Origin of the sequence: Pseudomonas sp. B6002 (genome assembly GCF_013385985.1) — a bacterium.
Lineage (GTDB): Bacteria > Pseudomonadota > Gammaproteobacteria > Pseudomonadales > Pseudomonadaceae > Aquipseudomonas.
In genome coordinates, this window is sequence record NZ_JACAOY010000036.1 from 40,592 (window position 1) to 54,219 (window position 13,628).

The 13,628-nt window shown below is 62.0% G+C and carries 13 protein-coding genes; 6 read left to right on the plus strand and 7 right to left on the minus strand.

Translation table 11 applies throughout. The features are described from left to right. Positions 1-23: 23 nt before the first annotated feature. The gene (locus HX792_RS28960; RefSeq protein ID WP_176999257.1) at positions 24-932 is read right to left on the minus strand and encodes a LysR family transcriptional regulator; all 909 of its coding nucleotides are present in this window, start codon (positions 930-932) and stop codon (positions 24-26) included. Positions 933-1,033: 101 nt separating this feature from the next. On the opposite strand from HX792_RS28960, the gene tam reads away from it, so the two are divergent. Beyond that, complete coding sequence (tam, locus tag HX792_RS28965; RefSeq protein ID WP_176999258.1) at positions 1,034-1,795, plus strand: trans-aconitate 2-methyltransferase; 762 nt, start codon at positions 1,034-1,036, stop codon at positions 1,793-1,795. Positions 1,796-1,816: 21 nt separating this feature from the next. Here tam and HX792_RS28970 read toward each other — a convergent pair whose 3' ends face one another. Beyond that, the gene (locus HX792_RS28970; protein ID WP_176999259.1) at positions 1,817-2,380 is read right to left on the minus strand and encodes a cysteine hydrolase family protein; all 564 of its coding nucleotides are present in this window, start codon (positions 2,378-2,380) and stop codon (positions 1,817-1,819) included. A gap of 97 nt (positions 2,381-2,477) precedes the next feature. Here HX792_RS28970 and HX792_RS28975 point away from each other — a divergent pair, with 97 nt between their 5' ends. From HX792_RS28975 to HX792_RS28985, 3 genes are all read left to right on the plus strand, one after another. Beyond that, positions 2,478-3,437: a GlxA family transcriptional regulator gene (locus HX792_RS28975; RefSeq protein ID WP_176999260.1), complete on the plus strand. Its 960-nt coding sequence runs from the start codon at positions 2,478-2,480 to the stop codon at positions 3,435-3,437. Positions 3,438-3,608: 171 nt separating this feature from the next. Continuing rightward, positions 3,609-4,718, plus strand: coding sequence for a DUF3182 family protein (locus HX792_RS28980; protein WP_176999261.1), 1,110 nt, complete (start codon positions 3,609-3,611; stop codon positions 4,716-4,718). Further along, a complete protein-coding gene (locus HX792_RS28985; RefSeq protein WP_176999262.1) occupies positions 4,708-5,463 on the plus strand; it encodes a S9 family peptidase in 756 nt (251 codons plus the stop codon). Before HX792_RS28980 ends, HX792_RS28985 begins: the two co-directional genes overlap by 11 nt. 135 nt (positions 5,464-5,598) lie before the next feature. Here the strand turns inward: HX792_RS28985 and HX792_RS28990 are convergent, their stop codons facing one another. From HX792_RS28990 to HX792_RS29000, 3 genes are read right to left on the minus strand one after another with little or no spacing between them, the layout of a single operon-like run. Further along, the gene (locus HX792_RS28990) at positions 5,599-6,546 is read right to left on the minus strand and encodes a lysylphosphatidylglycerol synthase domain-containing protein (protein WP_176999263.1); all 948 of its coding nucleotides are present in this window, start codon (positions 6,544-6,546) and stop codon (positions 5,599-5,601) included. Next, positions 6,536-7,798 carry a cardiolipin synthase ClsB gene (gene clsB, locus HX792_RS28995; RefSeq protein ID WP_176999264.1) on the minus strand — a complete coding sequence of 421 codons (1,263 nt, stop codon included), beginning with the start codon at positions 7,796-7,798 and terminating at the stop codon, positions 6,536-6,538. Before clsB ends, HX792_RS28990 begins: the two co-directional genes overlap by 11 nt. Further along, the gene (locus HX792_RS29000; RefSeq protein ID WP_176999265.1) at positions 7,795-8,574 is read right to left on the minus strand and encodes an endonuclease/exonuclease/phosphatase family protein; all 780 of its coding nucleotides are present in this window, start codon (positions 8,572-8,574) and stop codon (positions 7,795-7,797) included. Before HX792_RS29000 ends, clsB begins: the two co-directional genes overlap by 4 nt. Positions 8,575-8,886: 312 nt before the next feature. On the opposite strand from HX792_RS29000, the gene HX792_RS29005 reads away from it, so the two are divergent. Then, positions 8,887-10,992: a mechanosensitive ion channel family protein gene (locus HX792_RS29005; RefSeq protein WP_176999266.1), complete on the plus strand. Its 2,106-nt coding sequence runs from the start codon at positions 8,887-8,889 to the stop codon at positions 10,990-10,992. Positions 10,993-11,262: 270 nt separating this feature from the next. Continuing rightward, a complete protein-coding gene (locus tag HX792_RS29010) occupies positions 11,263-12,147 on the plus strand; it encodes a sugar nucleotide-binding protein (protein WP_176999267.1) in 885 nt (294 codons plus the stop codon). Between the two features lie 163 nt (positions 12,148-12,310). On the opposite strand, the gene HX792_RS29015 is transcribed toward HX792_RS29010, so the two are convergent. Together HX792_RS29015 and HX792_RS29020 are read right to left on the minus strand one after the other, a co-directional pair. Further along, positions 12,311-13,009, minus strand: coding sequence for an OmpW family protein (locus HX792_RS29015; protein WP_176999268.1), 699 nt, complete (start codon positions 13,007-13,009; stop codon positions 12,311-12,313). A 95-nt stretch (positions 13,010-13,104) separates the two neighbouring features. Then, positions 13,105-13,626 (minus strand): DUF3299 domain-containing protein, encoded by a 522-nt coding sequence (locus tag HX792_RS29020; RefSeq protein WP_176999269.1) that lies wholly within the window; start codon positions 13,624-13,626, stop codon positions 13,105-13,107. Positions 13,627-13,628 lie beyond the last annotated feature (2 nt).

Below are 13,628 nucleotides of genomic sequence, written 5' to 3' on the forward strand. Positions count from 1 at the left end.
CGGGGGTTTTTTATTGCCCGTGATCAGGCATCCGTCGACGCGGCCGTTACCACCATCTCCTTGAACCGTTGCAACACCGCCGAGCCATCCCCGATCCGTGTTGCCAAATGCAGCGGCGCCACCAGGCTCTGGCATTCCGTCAGCGCTCGATAAACGATGCCGTCGCCACGCAACCGCTGCATGGAGGCCGGCACGATGGACACGCCCAGGCCCGCCGCCACCAGGCTCAACGTGGCGGTCATGCGTGGTGCTTCCTGGACCACTTGGGGGCTGAACCCGGCCTCACGGCAGGCCACCAGGATCGCGTCGTACAACCCCAATCCCACTCGACGGCGGTAGAGCACAAAGGATTCGGTCGCCAAGGCCTTCAAGGGCAGGGGAGAGCCTGCATCGATTGCCAGCGGATGATCGGTGGGTAGCGCCAGCAACATCGGCTCCACCAGGATAGGTTCATCCTGTAACGATTGAGTGCCGCTCAGTGGCGAGCGAATAAACGCCGCATCGAGCTTCTCATGCACCAGCGCGTCCAGCAGTTCGCCAGTACCGGCTTCCTCCAGCACCACCGAGACGCCGACAAAGGTTTCGCGAAACAACCGCAACACACTCGGCACAAAAGGATGCAGGGCTGCCGAACTCGTAAAGCCGATTGCCAGGCGCCCGCGTTCACCCCGTGCGGCACGGCGTACCACTTCGGCGATGCCTTCAGACCTGGCGAGGATTTCCCGCGCCTCATCCAGCAAGGCCAGCCCGGCAGTGGTGGGGCGCACCCCTCTGGGCAGGCGCTCCATCAAGACCACCCCCAACTCCGCCTCAAGGCTTTGCAACAGGCGCGTCAACGGCGGCTGCTGCATGCCCAGGCGTTCGGCGGCGCGGGTGATATAACCTTCTTCGGCAATCGCGACAAAGGCCTTGAGCTGGCGAAGCTCCAACATAGTCATACTTTCCAGGTATGGGAGTGCTCCAATCCTGGCATTTGTTCTCATGGCTCACAAGATTTAGGCTGTAGCCAACCTCAAAAAGAAGGAAAGCCGTGATGACCTGGTCTGCCAAGCAGTACACGATGTTCGAACAACAGCGCACCCGTCCCGTCCGTGACCTGGTCGCGGCTATCCCGAATACCGAAGTTCGCAGCGCCGTCGACCTGGGCTGCGGGCCGGGCAATTCCACCGAGGTGTTGGCCGAGCGTTATCCACAGGCCCACGTCACCGGCATGGACAGCTCCGATGACATGCTGGTCGATGCACGCAAGCGTCTGCCAGCGCTGGCCTTTGAACTGGCGGATATTGGTGCCTGGAACCCTGCGCAACACTACGACGTGATACTGGCGAACGCCTCGCTGCAATGGCTGCCGGACCACGCCACGCTTTATCCACACTTGGTCCACCAGCTCACCCCCGGTGGCACGCTGGCGGTACAAACCCCGGACAACCTCGACGAACCTGCGCACCGCCTGGCCCGTGAAGTGGCAGCCGATGGCCCGTGGTCTGCGAAGATCGGCGCGGTTAAGCACAACGAACGGCATGCGGCGAGCTACTACTACGAGCTGCTGAGCAAACACTGCAGCACCGTCGATGTGTGGCGCACCACCTACCAGCATCCGTTGGCCGATCACGGGGCGGTCGTGGAATGGTTCAAGGCCTCGGCCCTGAGGCCCTTCCTCGCACCGTTGAGCGATAGCGAAAAAGCCGCCTTCCTACAGGAATACAAGGCGCGGATTACCCAAGCTTATCCAGCCCTGAGCGATGGCACTGTACTGCTGCCATTCCCGCGCCTGTTCATCATTGCGACCCGCTGATACCTGGCCAGCAAGTGGCGGTCATGCCGCCGCCGCTTGCGCTTTCAAGTACTCGTCCGCCGACAGCACGTCTGCATACGCAAACCCCAGCGACGCCATATAAGCCGCGTGCGCCTGCGCCGCTGGAATCACCTGCCCGTTGAATTCCAGGTCACGCGTGGCACACGCGTCATGAATCACCGTGACCTTGTAGCCAAGATCCGCCGCCGCTCGCACCACGGCGTCGATGCACATGTGGCTCATGCTGCCGACGACGACCACGTCGGTGATGCTGCGCTGTTCCAGCAAGGTGCGCAGGTTGGTTTCACGAAACGCATTCACGAAATGTTTAAGCACCACCGGCTCGCTGCCTTCGTTCAGCACCTTGGGGTGCAAGTGCGCACCTTCGGAGCCCGGGGCAAAAAAGGGCGCGTCATCGGAGGTGAACTCATGGCGCACATGAATCACCGCATCCCCCGCTTGGCGAAAAGCATGGAGCACCTGCGCAGCCTTGTCGGCCGCGGCTTCAACGCCGTCGAGCGGCCACTTGCCCTGCGGGAAGTAGTCGTTCTGGATATCGATTAGGATGAGCGCTTGCTTGGCCATGTGTGTTGCCTCGTGATGGGTTGATGGGGCTTAGTATCTTAGCTGGCGCCCGCACCCGGGATTGGCCGCACCGACAATAACAGGGGGAAAACTGACAATGGCGGTTGTTGAGCTGGGTGTGTTGATCTACAGAGGTGCGCAATTGGCGGCCGTGCATGGCTTGACCGACCTGTTCGGCGTCGCCAATCGGATCGCTGCCGAGCATCAATCCTCGCAACTGCCCCTGTTGCGCGTCAGCCATTGGCAGGTGGACGCCATCGGCACGCCCACCCGCGTGTTCGATAGCCACCCCGGGCCAGACCAACCCATGATGGCCGTGCTGGTGCCGCCCTCCATCGGTGAATTCACTGAAGAACAAGCGCCACCCGCTCTGCTGGAATGGCTTCGTCAAAGGCATGCTGCAGGCACCGTGCTCGGTGGCGTGTGCATCGGTTCGATCATGCTGGCGCGCAGTGGCCTGCTGGATGGACGCAGCGCCACCACCCATTGGTCCTCGGCCAAGTCCTTTGCCCTGCGTTACCCGGCCGTGCGCCTGGAAGCCGACAAGCCAATCGTGGATGACGGCGACTTGATCACCACGGCCGGGCTGATGGCCTGGTCTGAACTCGGCCTGCGTCTGGTTGATCGCCTGATGGGACCGAGCATTGCCGCCAGTACGGCGCGATTCCTGGTAATCGAGCACAGCGACAGCGCCAGCCAGTGCGGCAGCAACTTCGCGCCGATTCTCGGGCATGGCGATACTGCGATTCTCAAGGTGCAGCACTGGCTGCAAGCCAGCGGCGCGGTGGACGTGTCGGTCACTGCAATGGCGCAGGAGGCGGGGCTGGAAGAGCGCACCTTCCTGCGGCGCTTTCGCAACGCGACGGGGCTCAAACCCACCGAATATTGCCAGCACCTGCGGGTGGGCAAGGCGCGGCAGATGCTCGAATTCACCAACGGCACCATTGACCACATCGCCTGGACCGTGGGCTATCAGGACCCCAGTGCGTTCCGCGCCACGTTCAAGAAAATCACCGGCTTGGCACCCAGCGATTACCGCAGCCGCTTCGGCGTCTGAATCGTGCAGAACGCCGCGCCATTCACGGGCCGTCGTGCAGAATAAAACAGGCCTACTGCCATCGCTTTCCCCGCAACTGCTTGATTTGCAAACCGTCGCGTCATAACAGGCGTTGGCCTGATCCCTGCAACTTTCCCCTCACACACAGGGCGGGATAGCCAAGGGGGACGCATGACCCCGACTCAACGCAAAAAGCTCGTCGTTTCTCACTCCACGCGCGAAGGCGCGCCGTTGCACGAGGTTCAAACCAACCTCGCGCTGGCGCGCTGGCTGGCGCAGATTCTCGGGCTCAAATTCGGCGGCAGTTATGATCCCGATCGGCATGCCGGCCGGGAGTTGTACCTGCTACCCACGCAAACGCTGGTGGGTGCCGAGCAAGCGCGGCAGCTCAATATCAAAGGGCCGCAAGACCTGTGGGGCGGGTATGTCGAGCATGACTTCATCTGCACCAAGGCCATCAGTCACGGCCTGCTCGGCCCCGGCGCCAAGGCGCCCGAAGGCTGGTCGCCGTTGTTCTGCGAGCGAGTACGGGCCGTCGTGCTCGATGGCCTCAGCGTCTTTGCCCTCGAAGATGCGCGCCCTGCGGCCACGCGCCTGCTCTACAGCGGCCCCATCCGCCTGAAGCCCGTGCATGCGTGCGCCGGGCGCGGTCAGGAAGTTATCCACAGCCTCGACGAATTCGAAGCCTTACTGGCGCGACCAGACAGCGCGCGCCTGTTCGACGACGGCGTGGTGCTGGAGCAAGACCTGAGCGATGTGATCACCCACAGTGTCGGCCAGAGCTTCATCGGCGATCATGTAATCAGCTACTGCGGCGAGCAGTACCTCACAAAAGACGGGCAGGGCGAGGACGTCTACGGCGGTTCCAACCTGCTGGTGGTGCCTGGCTATTACGAAGACCTGTTGCGCCTCCCAATGGCCGACGATGTGCGCGAAGCCATCGAACAAGCCCGGGTGTTCGACAACGCTGCCGACGAGGCCTACCCCGGTTTCTATGCGTCGCGGCGCAACTACGACATCGCCCAGGGCCTGGACAGCGACGGCCAACGCCGCAGCGGCGTGCTCGAACAATCCTGGCGCATGGGCGGGGCCAGCAGCGCGGAGGTCGCGGCGCTGCAGAGCTTTATCAATCACCCAGGCCTGCGCGCCATTCAAGTGGCCTCGGTCGAGACCTACGTGGACCAGCCTCTGCCGGCTGACGCCATCGAGGTATACCGCGGGCCCGCGGAAAACAGCGACTTTCTTCTCAAATACGTGACGGTTAAGGCTTATGACGGCTAGAAGCGAAAGCATTGCGATCGATATCGACGACGAACAGATGAGCGGCACCTTCCTGAGCCCCAAGTCCAAAGTGCCTGGCGTGTTATTCGTGCACGGTTGGGGCGGCAGCCAGGAGCGCGACCTGGAACGCGCCAAAGGCATTGCAGGCCTGGGCTGCGTGTGCCTCACGTTCGACTTGCGCGGCCATGCGGGCACCGGCATTCCGCTGTCTCGCGTGACCCGTGAAGACAACCTGCGCGATCTGCTGGCGGCCTACGACCGGTTGCTGTCGCACCCGGCCATCGATACCTCGGCAGTCGCGGTGGTGGGCACCAGTTATGGCGGTTACTTGGCGGCGATCCTCACGTCATTGCGCCCGGTACTCTGGCTGGCGCTGCGTGTGCCGGCGCTGTACCGCGATCAGGAGTGGCTCAAGCCCAAGCGGGATCTGGATAAGGCGGACTTGATGGATTACCGCAGCACGCTGGTGCATGCCGAAACCAACCGTGCGTTGCACGCGTGTTCGGCGTTTACCGGGGATGTGTTGATCGTGGAGTCGGAGTCCGATGACCACGTGCCCCACGCCACCATCATGAGCTACCGTGCGGCGTGCCAGCAGACGCACTCGCTGACCCACCGCATCATCGATGGCGCCGACCATGCGCTCAGCGATCCGGTGTCGCAGCAGGCCTATACGTCGATTCTGGTGGATTGGATTACCGAGATGGTGGTGGGGGAGCGGTTGAGCATTATCCAATCCCGATAGTTTTGTGCTCTTGAGATCGCCATCGCAGGCAAGCCAGCTCCCACATTTGATTGGGTTCACACCTTTTGAATTGTGAATACCTTCAACTGTGGGAGCTGGCTTGCCTGCGATGGCGATTAACCCGTCAACACCCTTTCAAGCCGGTGCCTTCTTCACCCGCAACGCCTTGGCCTTGGCCTCCACCACGAGGTACATCACCAACGTGATCAGTAGCGGCAAAATAAAGTAGATCGCCCGGTAGGCAATCAGCCCCGCCAGCAAACTCCCCCGCGAAGCCTCATGCTGCAACAGCGCAATAAACACCGCCTCCAGCACGCCCAGCCCGGCCGGAATATGCGTGACCACCCCGGCAATCGCGCTGATCAACAACACCCCCAGCACCAACGGATAATCCAGCTTGGCTGGCAACAGGGTGAAAATCACCGCCGCCATCAGCGACCAGTTCAACGCGCCCAGCGCCAGTTGCAGGCAGGCCATGCGCACCGACGGCAGGTTGATCTCCATGCCGCGAACCGACCATGCGCGCTTCTTTGAAAACTGGCACGCGGCCAGATAACCCAAGCTGGCCAGCACCAACAATGCACCAATGCCCTGCAACGCAACGGTGCTGACCTTCCAGCCCGGTGGCATGGTCACCAGCCCGCTACTGAACACCACCCCGGCCAACGCCATGTAGCCAAACCAATTGGTCGCCAGGCTCAGGCCAAGGATCTTGGCGATATTGCCGGTGCTCACCCCCAGTCGCGAATACAGCCGATAGCGCATGGCAATGCCGCCCACCCACGCGCTCAGGTTGAGGTTGAACGCATAGCTGATGACCCCCACCGGCAGGATCTGCTTCCAGCCCAACGGCTGGCGGATGTAGGTGCGGCCGATCAAATCAAAGCTGGCGTACACAAGGAAACTGCACAGCGTCAGGGCGCCTGCGATCAGCAACGTGCGCAGCTTGAAGTCGCCCAGGGTCTGCACCACTTCGCTCCAGTCGATGCGCCGGGCGAGCAGGGTGAACAGCACGATCAGCAGCAGGAAGAACACAACGGTCAGCGGTTTCTTCCAGCGCTTGAACCCGGATTCAGTGCTCATGGGCCTGGCTCCCGACGGGTTTCAAGCGTGGCTTGTGCGCCGGCAGCCAACCGGTCAGCGCAGGGAAGTGGCGCATCACATGAAACACCAGGAAACCCACGGTCAACCGCCAGAGCCACAGGCGCGGCTTGCGGTTTTCCGGCATGGTCTGGCAGTGATTGTTGGCGAGTGTTTCCAGGCGTTCATACAGGTGTTGATTGAACGCACGGTCGCGAATCAGCACATTGGCTTCCAGGTTCAGCGACAGGCTCAGCGGGTCCAGGTTGCTGGAACCCACGGTGCTCCATTCGTCGTCCACCAGCGCAACTTTGCCGTGCAGCGGGCGCTGGCAATATTCGTGAATCACCACGCCGTCCTTGAGCAAATAGTCGTAGAGCATGCGCGCCGCGAGCTTGGCCAACAGCACATCCGGCTGGCCCTGCATGATCAGTTGCACCTGTACGCCACGGCGCGCCGCGTTGCGAATTTCCCGCAGCAGGCGGTAACCGGGAAAGAAGTAGGCGTTGGCGATCACCACGCGCTGTTGCGCCTTGCTCAAGGCGTGGATGTACGCCTCTTCGATGTCATCGCGGTGTTGCACGTTGTCTCGGTAGATCAGGCGTACCAGGCCGTCGCTGTTGTCGGTGGCCCACGGCGATGGCCGTTGCTGGCGCCGTCGCCAACCGCGTCGCGTGCGCACCTGGCGACCACTTTGCGCCAAGGCAAAATGGTGCAGGTCGGCCACGGCCGAGCCAGTCACTTGCACCGCGTAATCCTGCTTGGCCTCGGGGCCGAAATCGCCCAGGTGATCGGCGGAAAAGTTGATCCCGCCGATAAACGCCACGCTGGCATCCACCACCACGATCTTGCGGTGCAGGCGGCGAAACCAGTTGGTGCGAACCCCCAGGGTCTTGGACGCCGGGTCGAACATCTGCACCGTTACCCCGGCTTCCGCCAGTTCGCCCAAAAAGCTCGGGCTCAGCTCGCCGCAACCAAAGCCGTCCAGGCTCATCACGACTTTCACCCCACGCTGCGCCGCGTCGATCAGGATGCCTTGCAGCTCAAGGCCAACCTTGTCTTCAAACAGAATGAAGGTCTCCAGCAAGATCTCGCGCTGGGCCCCGCGCAAGGCGTCGAACACCTTGGGGAAGTACGCCTCGCCGTTCTCCAGCAACTCGACGCGGTTGCCGCTCTGCCAGCCGTAATCCAGATCACGCGCCTTGGCTTCGTCCGGTGGTTGGTCGGTGGCGATGTGTTCGACGGCGACGTTCATAGCTCGATCTCCACCGACAACGGCACATGGTCGGATAAGTGGGACCAAGGCCGAGTGGTCAACACTCGGGGGTTATGCACCTTCACGTTGCGCACATAAATACGGTCCAGGGGCAGCAACGGCAGGCGCGCCGGGAAGGTGCGCGGCAATTTGCCGTGGGTCTCGATAAACACTTCCCGCAGGCCGCTCTGGCTGAGGTCGGCCCGCTGGCGCCAGTCGTTGAAATCGCCGGCGACAACCAGCGGCGCGTCGGCCGGTATCTCGCTGATGCGCTGCTCGAGCAAACGCAGTTGTTGCTGGCGATGCACTTCGCGCAGGCCCAGGTGAATGCAGATCGCATGCACCTCCTGGCCGGTGCCCGGCAGGCGCAGTACGCAATGCAGCAGGCCACGGTTTTCGTGGCCGCTCTGGGAAATGTCGAGGTTGTCGTAGCGCACGATCTGGAACTTCGACAGCAGCGCATTCCCGTGGTCGCCATGGGGGTAGACCGCGTTGCGCCCATAGGCGAACTGCGGCCAGATGCTGTCGGCGAGGAACTCATACTGCGGCATGTTCGGCCAGTCGCTGTAGCGCTGGGGGTGACGCTCGTGGGTGCCGTGGATTTCCTGCAGGAACACCATGTCGGCGCCCACACTGCGCACTGCTTCACGCAGCTCGGGCAGGATGAAGCGCCGATTCAGGGCGGTGAAGCCCTTGTGGATATTGACCGTCAGCACCGTGAAGCGCGTGATGGCGATGCTGGGTGTGGTGGGCATCCAGTCGGGATTCGCAGCCATGGTTGCTCCTGAAAAAACCATGGGGGCCTGGCCCCCGTTTATGGCTGACTGCGATTTTTGACGGAAAGTTTCCACCGTCCTACAGACGGCACGCATTCCAAAATGTGGGAGCGGGCTTGCCCGCGATAGCGGTGGGTCAGTCGTTAATTGATTGGCTGATGTACCGCATTCGCGGGCAAGCCCGCTCCCACAGGGGATCTGTGTTGTGACTGATTCAGTGGTCAACCCTGCGCCCAAGATGACGAAAGAGGGGAACGATCAAGGCTCAATCCCGTCAGTTCCTTACAGACCCTGTTGAAGGAGCCCGGTGTTTTGCTGAATCTCAGAGCTGCATTACTCCTCGGCGCGCTGCTGCTGTGTGGCAACGGCGCACTGCAAGCCGCAACCCCTGCACCTGCGGCGACCGCACCGGCCAAACCGGAGCTGTTGGTCGAAGGCGGTTTGCTCGGCGCCATCAGTTCCAGCATCGATGACGTGCAGGACAAACTCGACCTCAACCAGAACCTGGTGGACGCCTGGCGCCTGCGTGCCGACCGTGCGGCGGACGAAGTGGGGCGCCTGGTCGACCAGACCGCCGAGCGTTCGCCCTGGAGTGTGGCCGGGGACTTCTTGTTGCTCTCCGGTGTGTGGATCGGTGCCTTTGCCGTGCTGGCGCTGCTCGGGCGTTTTATCGTGCAGCGCTTGAGCCGGCGGCCGTTTGTCGAACGGCGTGGGCGCTTGCAAGCAGTGCTCGGGTATGTGGTGCCTTACACGATTCCTGCGCTGATTTGCCTGCCGCTGACGCTCTACGTCAGTCACTTTTTACCCACGTCCGTGGGCCGCGCGCTGGCGCTGTGTTTTGCCTACGCCACCAGCAGCGGCATTTTTTCCACGTCGATGCTGCTATGCGTCATTGTCATGTTCAACGTCGGCCATAAACGCCCGGCCGTGCAGATCATCCGTAGCTACTGCCCCAAGCCGCTGTTCCTGATCGGCTTTCTCGCCGCGCTCAGCGACGCCCTGACCAGCCCGCAGATCGCCCGCCAGCTCGGCGGCAATATCACCAGCAGCATTGCAGTGTTCACCGGCCTATTCGCGGCGGTGATCTTCGGTGTGCTGGTGGTGCGCCTGCGCCGTCCGGTGGCACACCTGATCCGCAACCGGCCCTTGGCCCAACGCCTCAAGCATCCGGCGCTGCAACAGTCGTTGCGGGTGTTTTCCGGGCTCTGGTACTGGCCGATCCTGTTGATGGTGCTGGTGTCGGCGATCAACCTGATCGGGGCCGGCGACGATAACCAGAAGGCCCTGCGCTGCGCGCTGTTCACCACGATCCTGCTGATCGGCACGGTGTTTTTGAGCACCGTGCTGCAACACCTGTTCAAGTCCCGCAGCCAGGTGGCGATCCAGCGCAGCAGTGCCTACAAGGAGCGTTTTCTCAGCCTGTTGCACGCGATCCTGCGCATTGTCATGGCCATCGCCTTTATCGAAATCCTCGGGCGGATCTGGGGCGTATCGCTGTTTGAATTCGCCCAGCGCAATTCGGTGGGCCGGGCGATCAGCGACTCGCTGAGCAGTATCGGCCTGATCCTGCTGATGACCTGGCTGTTCTGGGTGGTGCTCGACACGGCGATCCAGGAAGCGCTGAAACCACCGGTGAATAAACGCTCCAATCGTCAGCCGAGCACGCGGGTGAAAACCATCCTGCCGCTGGTGCGCAATGCGGTGAAGATCATCCTGCTGGTGATCTGCGCGATCACCACCATGGCCAACCTGGGCATCAACGTCGCGCCGTTGCTGGCCGGTGCCGGGGTGGTGGGCCTGGCCATCGGTTTCGGTTCGCAGCAACTGGTGCAGGATGTGATCACCGGCCTGTTCATCATCATCGAAGACACGCTGTCCATCGGCGACTGGGTGGTGCTCGACTCCGGGCATGCCGGCACTGTCGAAGGCCTGACCATCCGTACCTTGCGCTTGCGCGATGGCAAGGGGTTTGTGCACTCGGTGCCTTTTGGTCAGATCAAGGCGGTCACCAACCAGTCCCGGCAGTTTGCCTATGCGTTCTTCTCGGTGCAGTTCACCTACGACACCGACGTGGACAAGGCGGTGGAGCTGATCCGCGAGGCCGGGCAATCGATCCGCGACGATGTGTTCCTCAAGTACAACCTGCAAGGGCCACTGGAAGTGTTTGGCGTGGACAAGATGGACCTCAACGGCGTGGTGCTCACGGCGCAGTTCCGTACGGTGTCGGGCGGGCAATATGCGGTGAGCCGCGCGTTTAACCAGCGCTTGAAAAAGCTTGTGGATAACTGCGCCGAGGTGCATTTCGCGCAAACTTATCCACAGCAGGTTTTTTTACCCAAGCGCGGGCCGCAGGTGGATGAGCCGGATGAAGAGGTACCGGCGTCGGTGGTGCTGACCGAGCAGCCGCGTACCCAGTGACCTCATCGCGGGCAAGCCCGGCTCCCACAGTTTCGGCTGTGTGAACCCGTTCACCTGTGGGAGCTGGCTTGCCTACGATGAGGCTGGAGATAGCAACACCAGGCTCAATGCCTGATCCACCTCTCCAAGACCACCTGCTACCCCGCCCGATACAACAAGTTGCAACCCCACACTTTATCCGTGACGGTTGCGCGACAAACCCGCAAAATGCAACGATTCTTACAAATACCTAGACAACCATCGTTCCAACAGACCGGGCCTGCTCAATCTATGCGAATGCGCCTTATGTTACTGGGCGGCGGGAATGCCCTCGGGCAGGCGCTGATTCGCCTCGGTGCAGAGGAAGACATCGGTTTCCTCGCTCCTAAACCGCCCCAAGACGGCTGGGATGCCGCGAGTCTCACCCAACTGCTCGACGACACCCGTCCCGATGCGTTGATCAACCTCGCCTACTACTTCGACTGGTTCCAGGCCGAAGCGGTCAGCGAAACCCGCTTGGCTGCCCAGGAATTCGCCATCGAGCGCCTGGCCGAGCTGTGCCAGCACCACAACATCACCCTGGTGCAACCGTCCAGCTACCGCGTGTTCGATGGCTCCCGCGCCACCGCCTACAGCGAAAAAGACGAGCCGGTGCCCCTGGGCCTGCGTGGCCAGGCGCTGTGGCGCATCGAGCAGAGCGTGCGCGCCACCTGCCCGCAGCATGTGCTGCTGCGGTTTGGCTGGTTACTCGATGACAGCGTCGACGGCACCCTCGGGCGCTTCCTTGCCCGGGCCGAGAAGCCGGATGAGTTGTTGATGGCGGATGACCGTCGCGGCAACCCGACGCCGGTGGACGATGCCGCGCGGGTGATCATCTCGGTGCTCAAGCAGCTCGATTGTGCGGCGCCGTTGTGGGGCACTTACCACTACGCCGGCCATGAAGCGACTACACCGCTGGCGCTGGGCCAGGCGATCCTCACCGAAGCGCGCAGCTATCACCCGCTGGCCATCGAGTCACCCACCGCCCAGGCCCACGCGGCGCGGCCGGATGCAGCCGATGAGCCACAACACGCGGTGCTGGCGTGCAAGAAAATCCTGCACACCTTCGGCATCAAGCCACGGGCGTGGCGGGCGGGGTTGCCGGCGTTGCTGGATCGTTTCTACCGCCACAGCTGAAGAAACATAGACCCCAATGTGGGAGCGGGCTTGTGTGGGAGCTGGCTTGCCTGCGATAGCATCACCCTGGTCTGCCTGACAGACCGAGGTGCTTGCATCGCGGGCAAGCCCGGCTCCCACACAAGCCCGTTCCCACATTGGTTTTGTGCTGTTGGTTAGAGCATCAGAACTTGTAGCCGATACCCACCATGTAAACCATCGGGTCGACGTCCACGTTCACTTTGGCGCGAGTGCCTTGGCCGAGTGCGTTGTTGTCCACCGTCGCCTTGGTGCTGATGTCGATGTAGCGCGCCTGGGCGTTGATCATCCACTTGTCGTTGATCATGTAGTCGGCGCCGATCTGCGCGGCCCAGCCCCAGGAGTTCTCAGCCTTGAAGTTGCTGAAGCCGGCGCTTTGCGCACGGCTGCCGACGTGTTCGTCGTAGATCCAGGTGTAGTTGATACCGGCGCCCACGTACGGCTGGAAGGCCGACTTGTTGTCCAGTGGGTAGTACACGACGCTCAGGGTCGGCGGCAGGTGTTTCAGGGTGCCGAGCTTGCCGTTGGCGGCGCCGAGGGCGGTGTTCTTGATCTTCACGTCATGCTCGAACGGGGTGGCGGCCAGCAGTTCGATACCCACGTGGTTGGTCAGCATGTAGGCGAAGTTCAAGCCCAGCTGAGTGTCGCTGCTCATGGTCGCCTTGCCGCCCAGGTTGGCGCCCGCCAATGGACCCTGGTCAACCTTCACGTGGCCGCTGTCGGCCTTCGGATTCACGGTGATTGCACCGGCGCGAATCAGAATGTCGCCCGCTTCGTGAGCGTGTGCGGCAGGGGCGATGAGGGCGAGCGCGAAGAGGGACGCGCCGAGCAGGGACTTGTTCATGGGAGCTCCAAAAGGACGTTTAAAAGTTGTACGTCCAATGGTAAAGATCGTTCCACTCGATCTTTTGACTCAGCTCAATGAAAGGGCGATCAACACTATTCCGGCAGTTCGTAGATGTAAATTTTCTCGGCATCCATCTGGTAACCGGCGTCGGCCAGCTCACTGGTGGAAGGCTTGACCTGCATCGAACCCTCGATCCAGTACGGCTGGTACAGCTCATCGAGTTTCACCCCGACTTCGCTTTTGACATGCACGATCTGGTTCGACGGCGGTGGCGGCACATGGATGCACGCGCCGAAATACGGCACCAACAGAAACTCGGTGGTGCGGCCTTCTTCGCTGACTTCCAGCGGTACGATATAGCCCGGCAGGCGGATGTGCTGGCCGTCGAGGCTCTGCACCACCGGCGCGTTGGGTAAGTCCTGCTTGGCCGCTGGCGCCGACTCGACCGACAACGCATCGGCCATGCTCGACAGGTCGTGCAGCGGTTTCATGTTGGGGATTTCCGGCGGCGCGTCCGGCGGGATCATCTCCTGCCACGACAGGTCCTTGGGCTGCTCATCAGCCCAGGCGGGCACGCCCACCAGCAACAGCAACGCAAACAACGCACGACGCATCG

What these genes read in the sequence shown, in the direction of transcription:
- HX792_RS28960 (WP_176999257.1), bottom strand. Translation starts at nt 932, where the DNA reads ATGTTGGAGCTTCGCCAGCTCAAGGCCTTTGTCGCGATTGCCGAAGAA.
- tam (WP_176999258.1), top strand. Translation starts at nt 1,034, where the DNA reads ATGACCTGGTCTGCCAAGCAGTACACGATGTTCGAACAACAGCGCACC.
- HX792_RS28970 (WP_176999259.1), bottom strand. Translation starts at nt 2,380, where the DNA reads ATGGCCAAGCAAGCGCTCATCCTAATCGATATCCAGAACGACTACTTC.
- HX792_RS28975 (WP_176999260.1), top strand. Translation starts at nt 2,478, where the DNA reads ATGGCGGTTGTTGAGCTGGGTGTGTTGATCTACAGAGGTGCGCAATTG.
- HX792_RS28980 (WP_176999261.1), top strand. Translation starts at nt 3,609, where the DNA reads ATGACCCCGACTCAACGCAAAAAGCTCGTCGTTTCTCACTCCACGCGC.
- HX792_RS28985 (WP_176999262.1), top strand. Translation starts at nt 4,708, where the DNA reads ATGACGGCTAGAAGCGAAAGCATTGCGATCGATATCGACGACGAACAG.
- HX792_RS28990 (WP_176999263.1), bottom strand. Translation starts at nt 6,546, where the DNA reads ATGAGCACTGAATCCGGGTTCAAGCGCTGGAAGAAACCGCTGACCGTT.
- clsB (WP_176999264.1), bottom strand. Translation starts at nt 7,798, where the DNA reads ATGAACGTCGCCGTCGAACACATCGCCACCGACCAACCACCGGACGAA.
- HX792_RS29000 (WP_176999265.1), bottom strand. Translation starts at nt 8,574, where the DNA reads ATGGCTGCGAATCCCGACTGGATGCCCACCACACCCAGCATCGCCATC.
- HX792_RS29010 (WP_176999267.1), top strand. Translation starts at nt 11,263, where the DNA reads ATGCGAATGCGCCTTATGTTACTGGGCGGCGGGAATGCCCTCGGGCAG.
- HX792_RS29015 (WP_176999268.1), bottom strand. Translation starts at nt 13,009, where the DNA reads ATGAACAAGTCCCTGCTCGGCGCGTCCCTCTTCGCGCTCGCCCTCATC.
- HX792_RS29020 (WP_176999269.1), bottom strand. Translation starts at nt 13,626, where the DNA reads ATGCGTCGTGCGTTGTTTGCGTTGCTGTTGCTGGTGGGCGTGCCCGCC.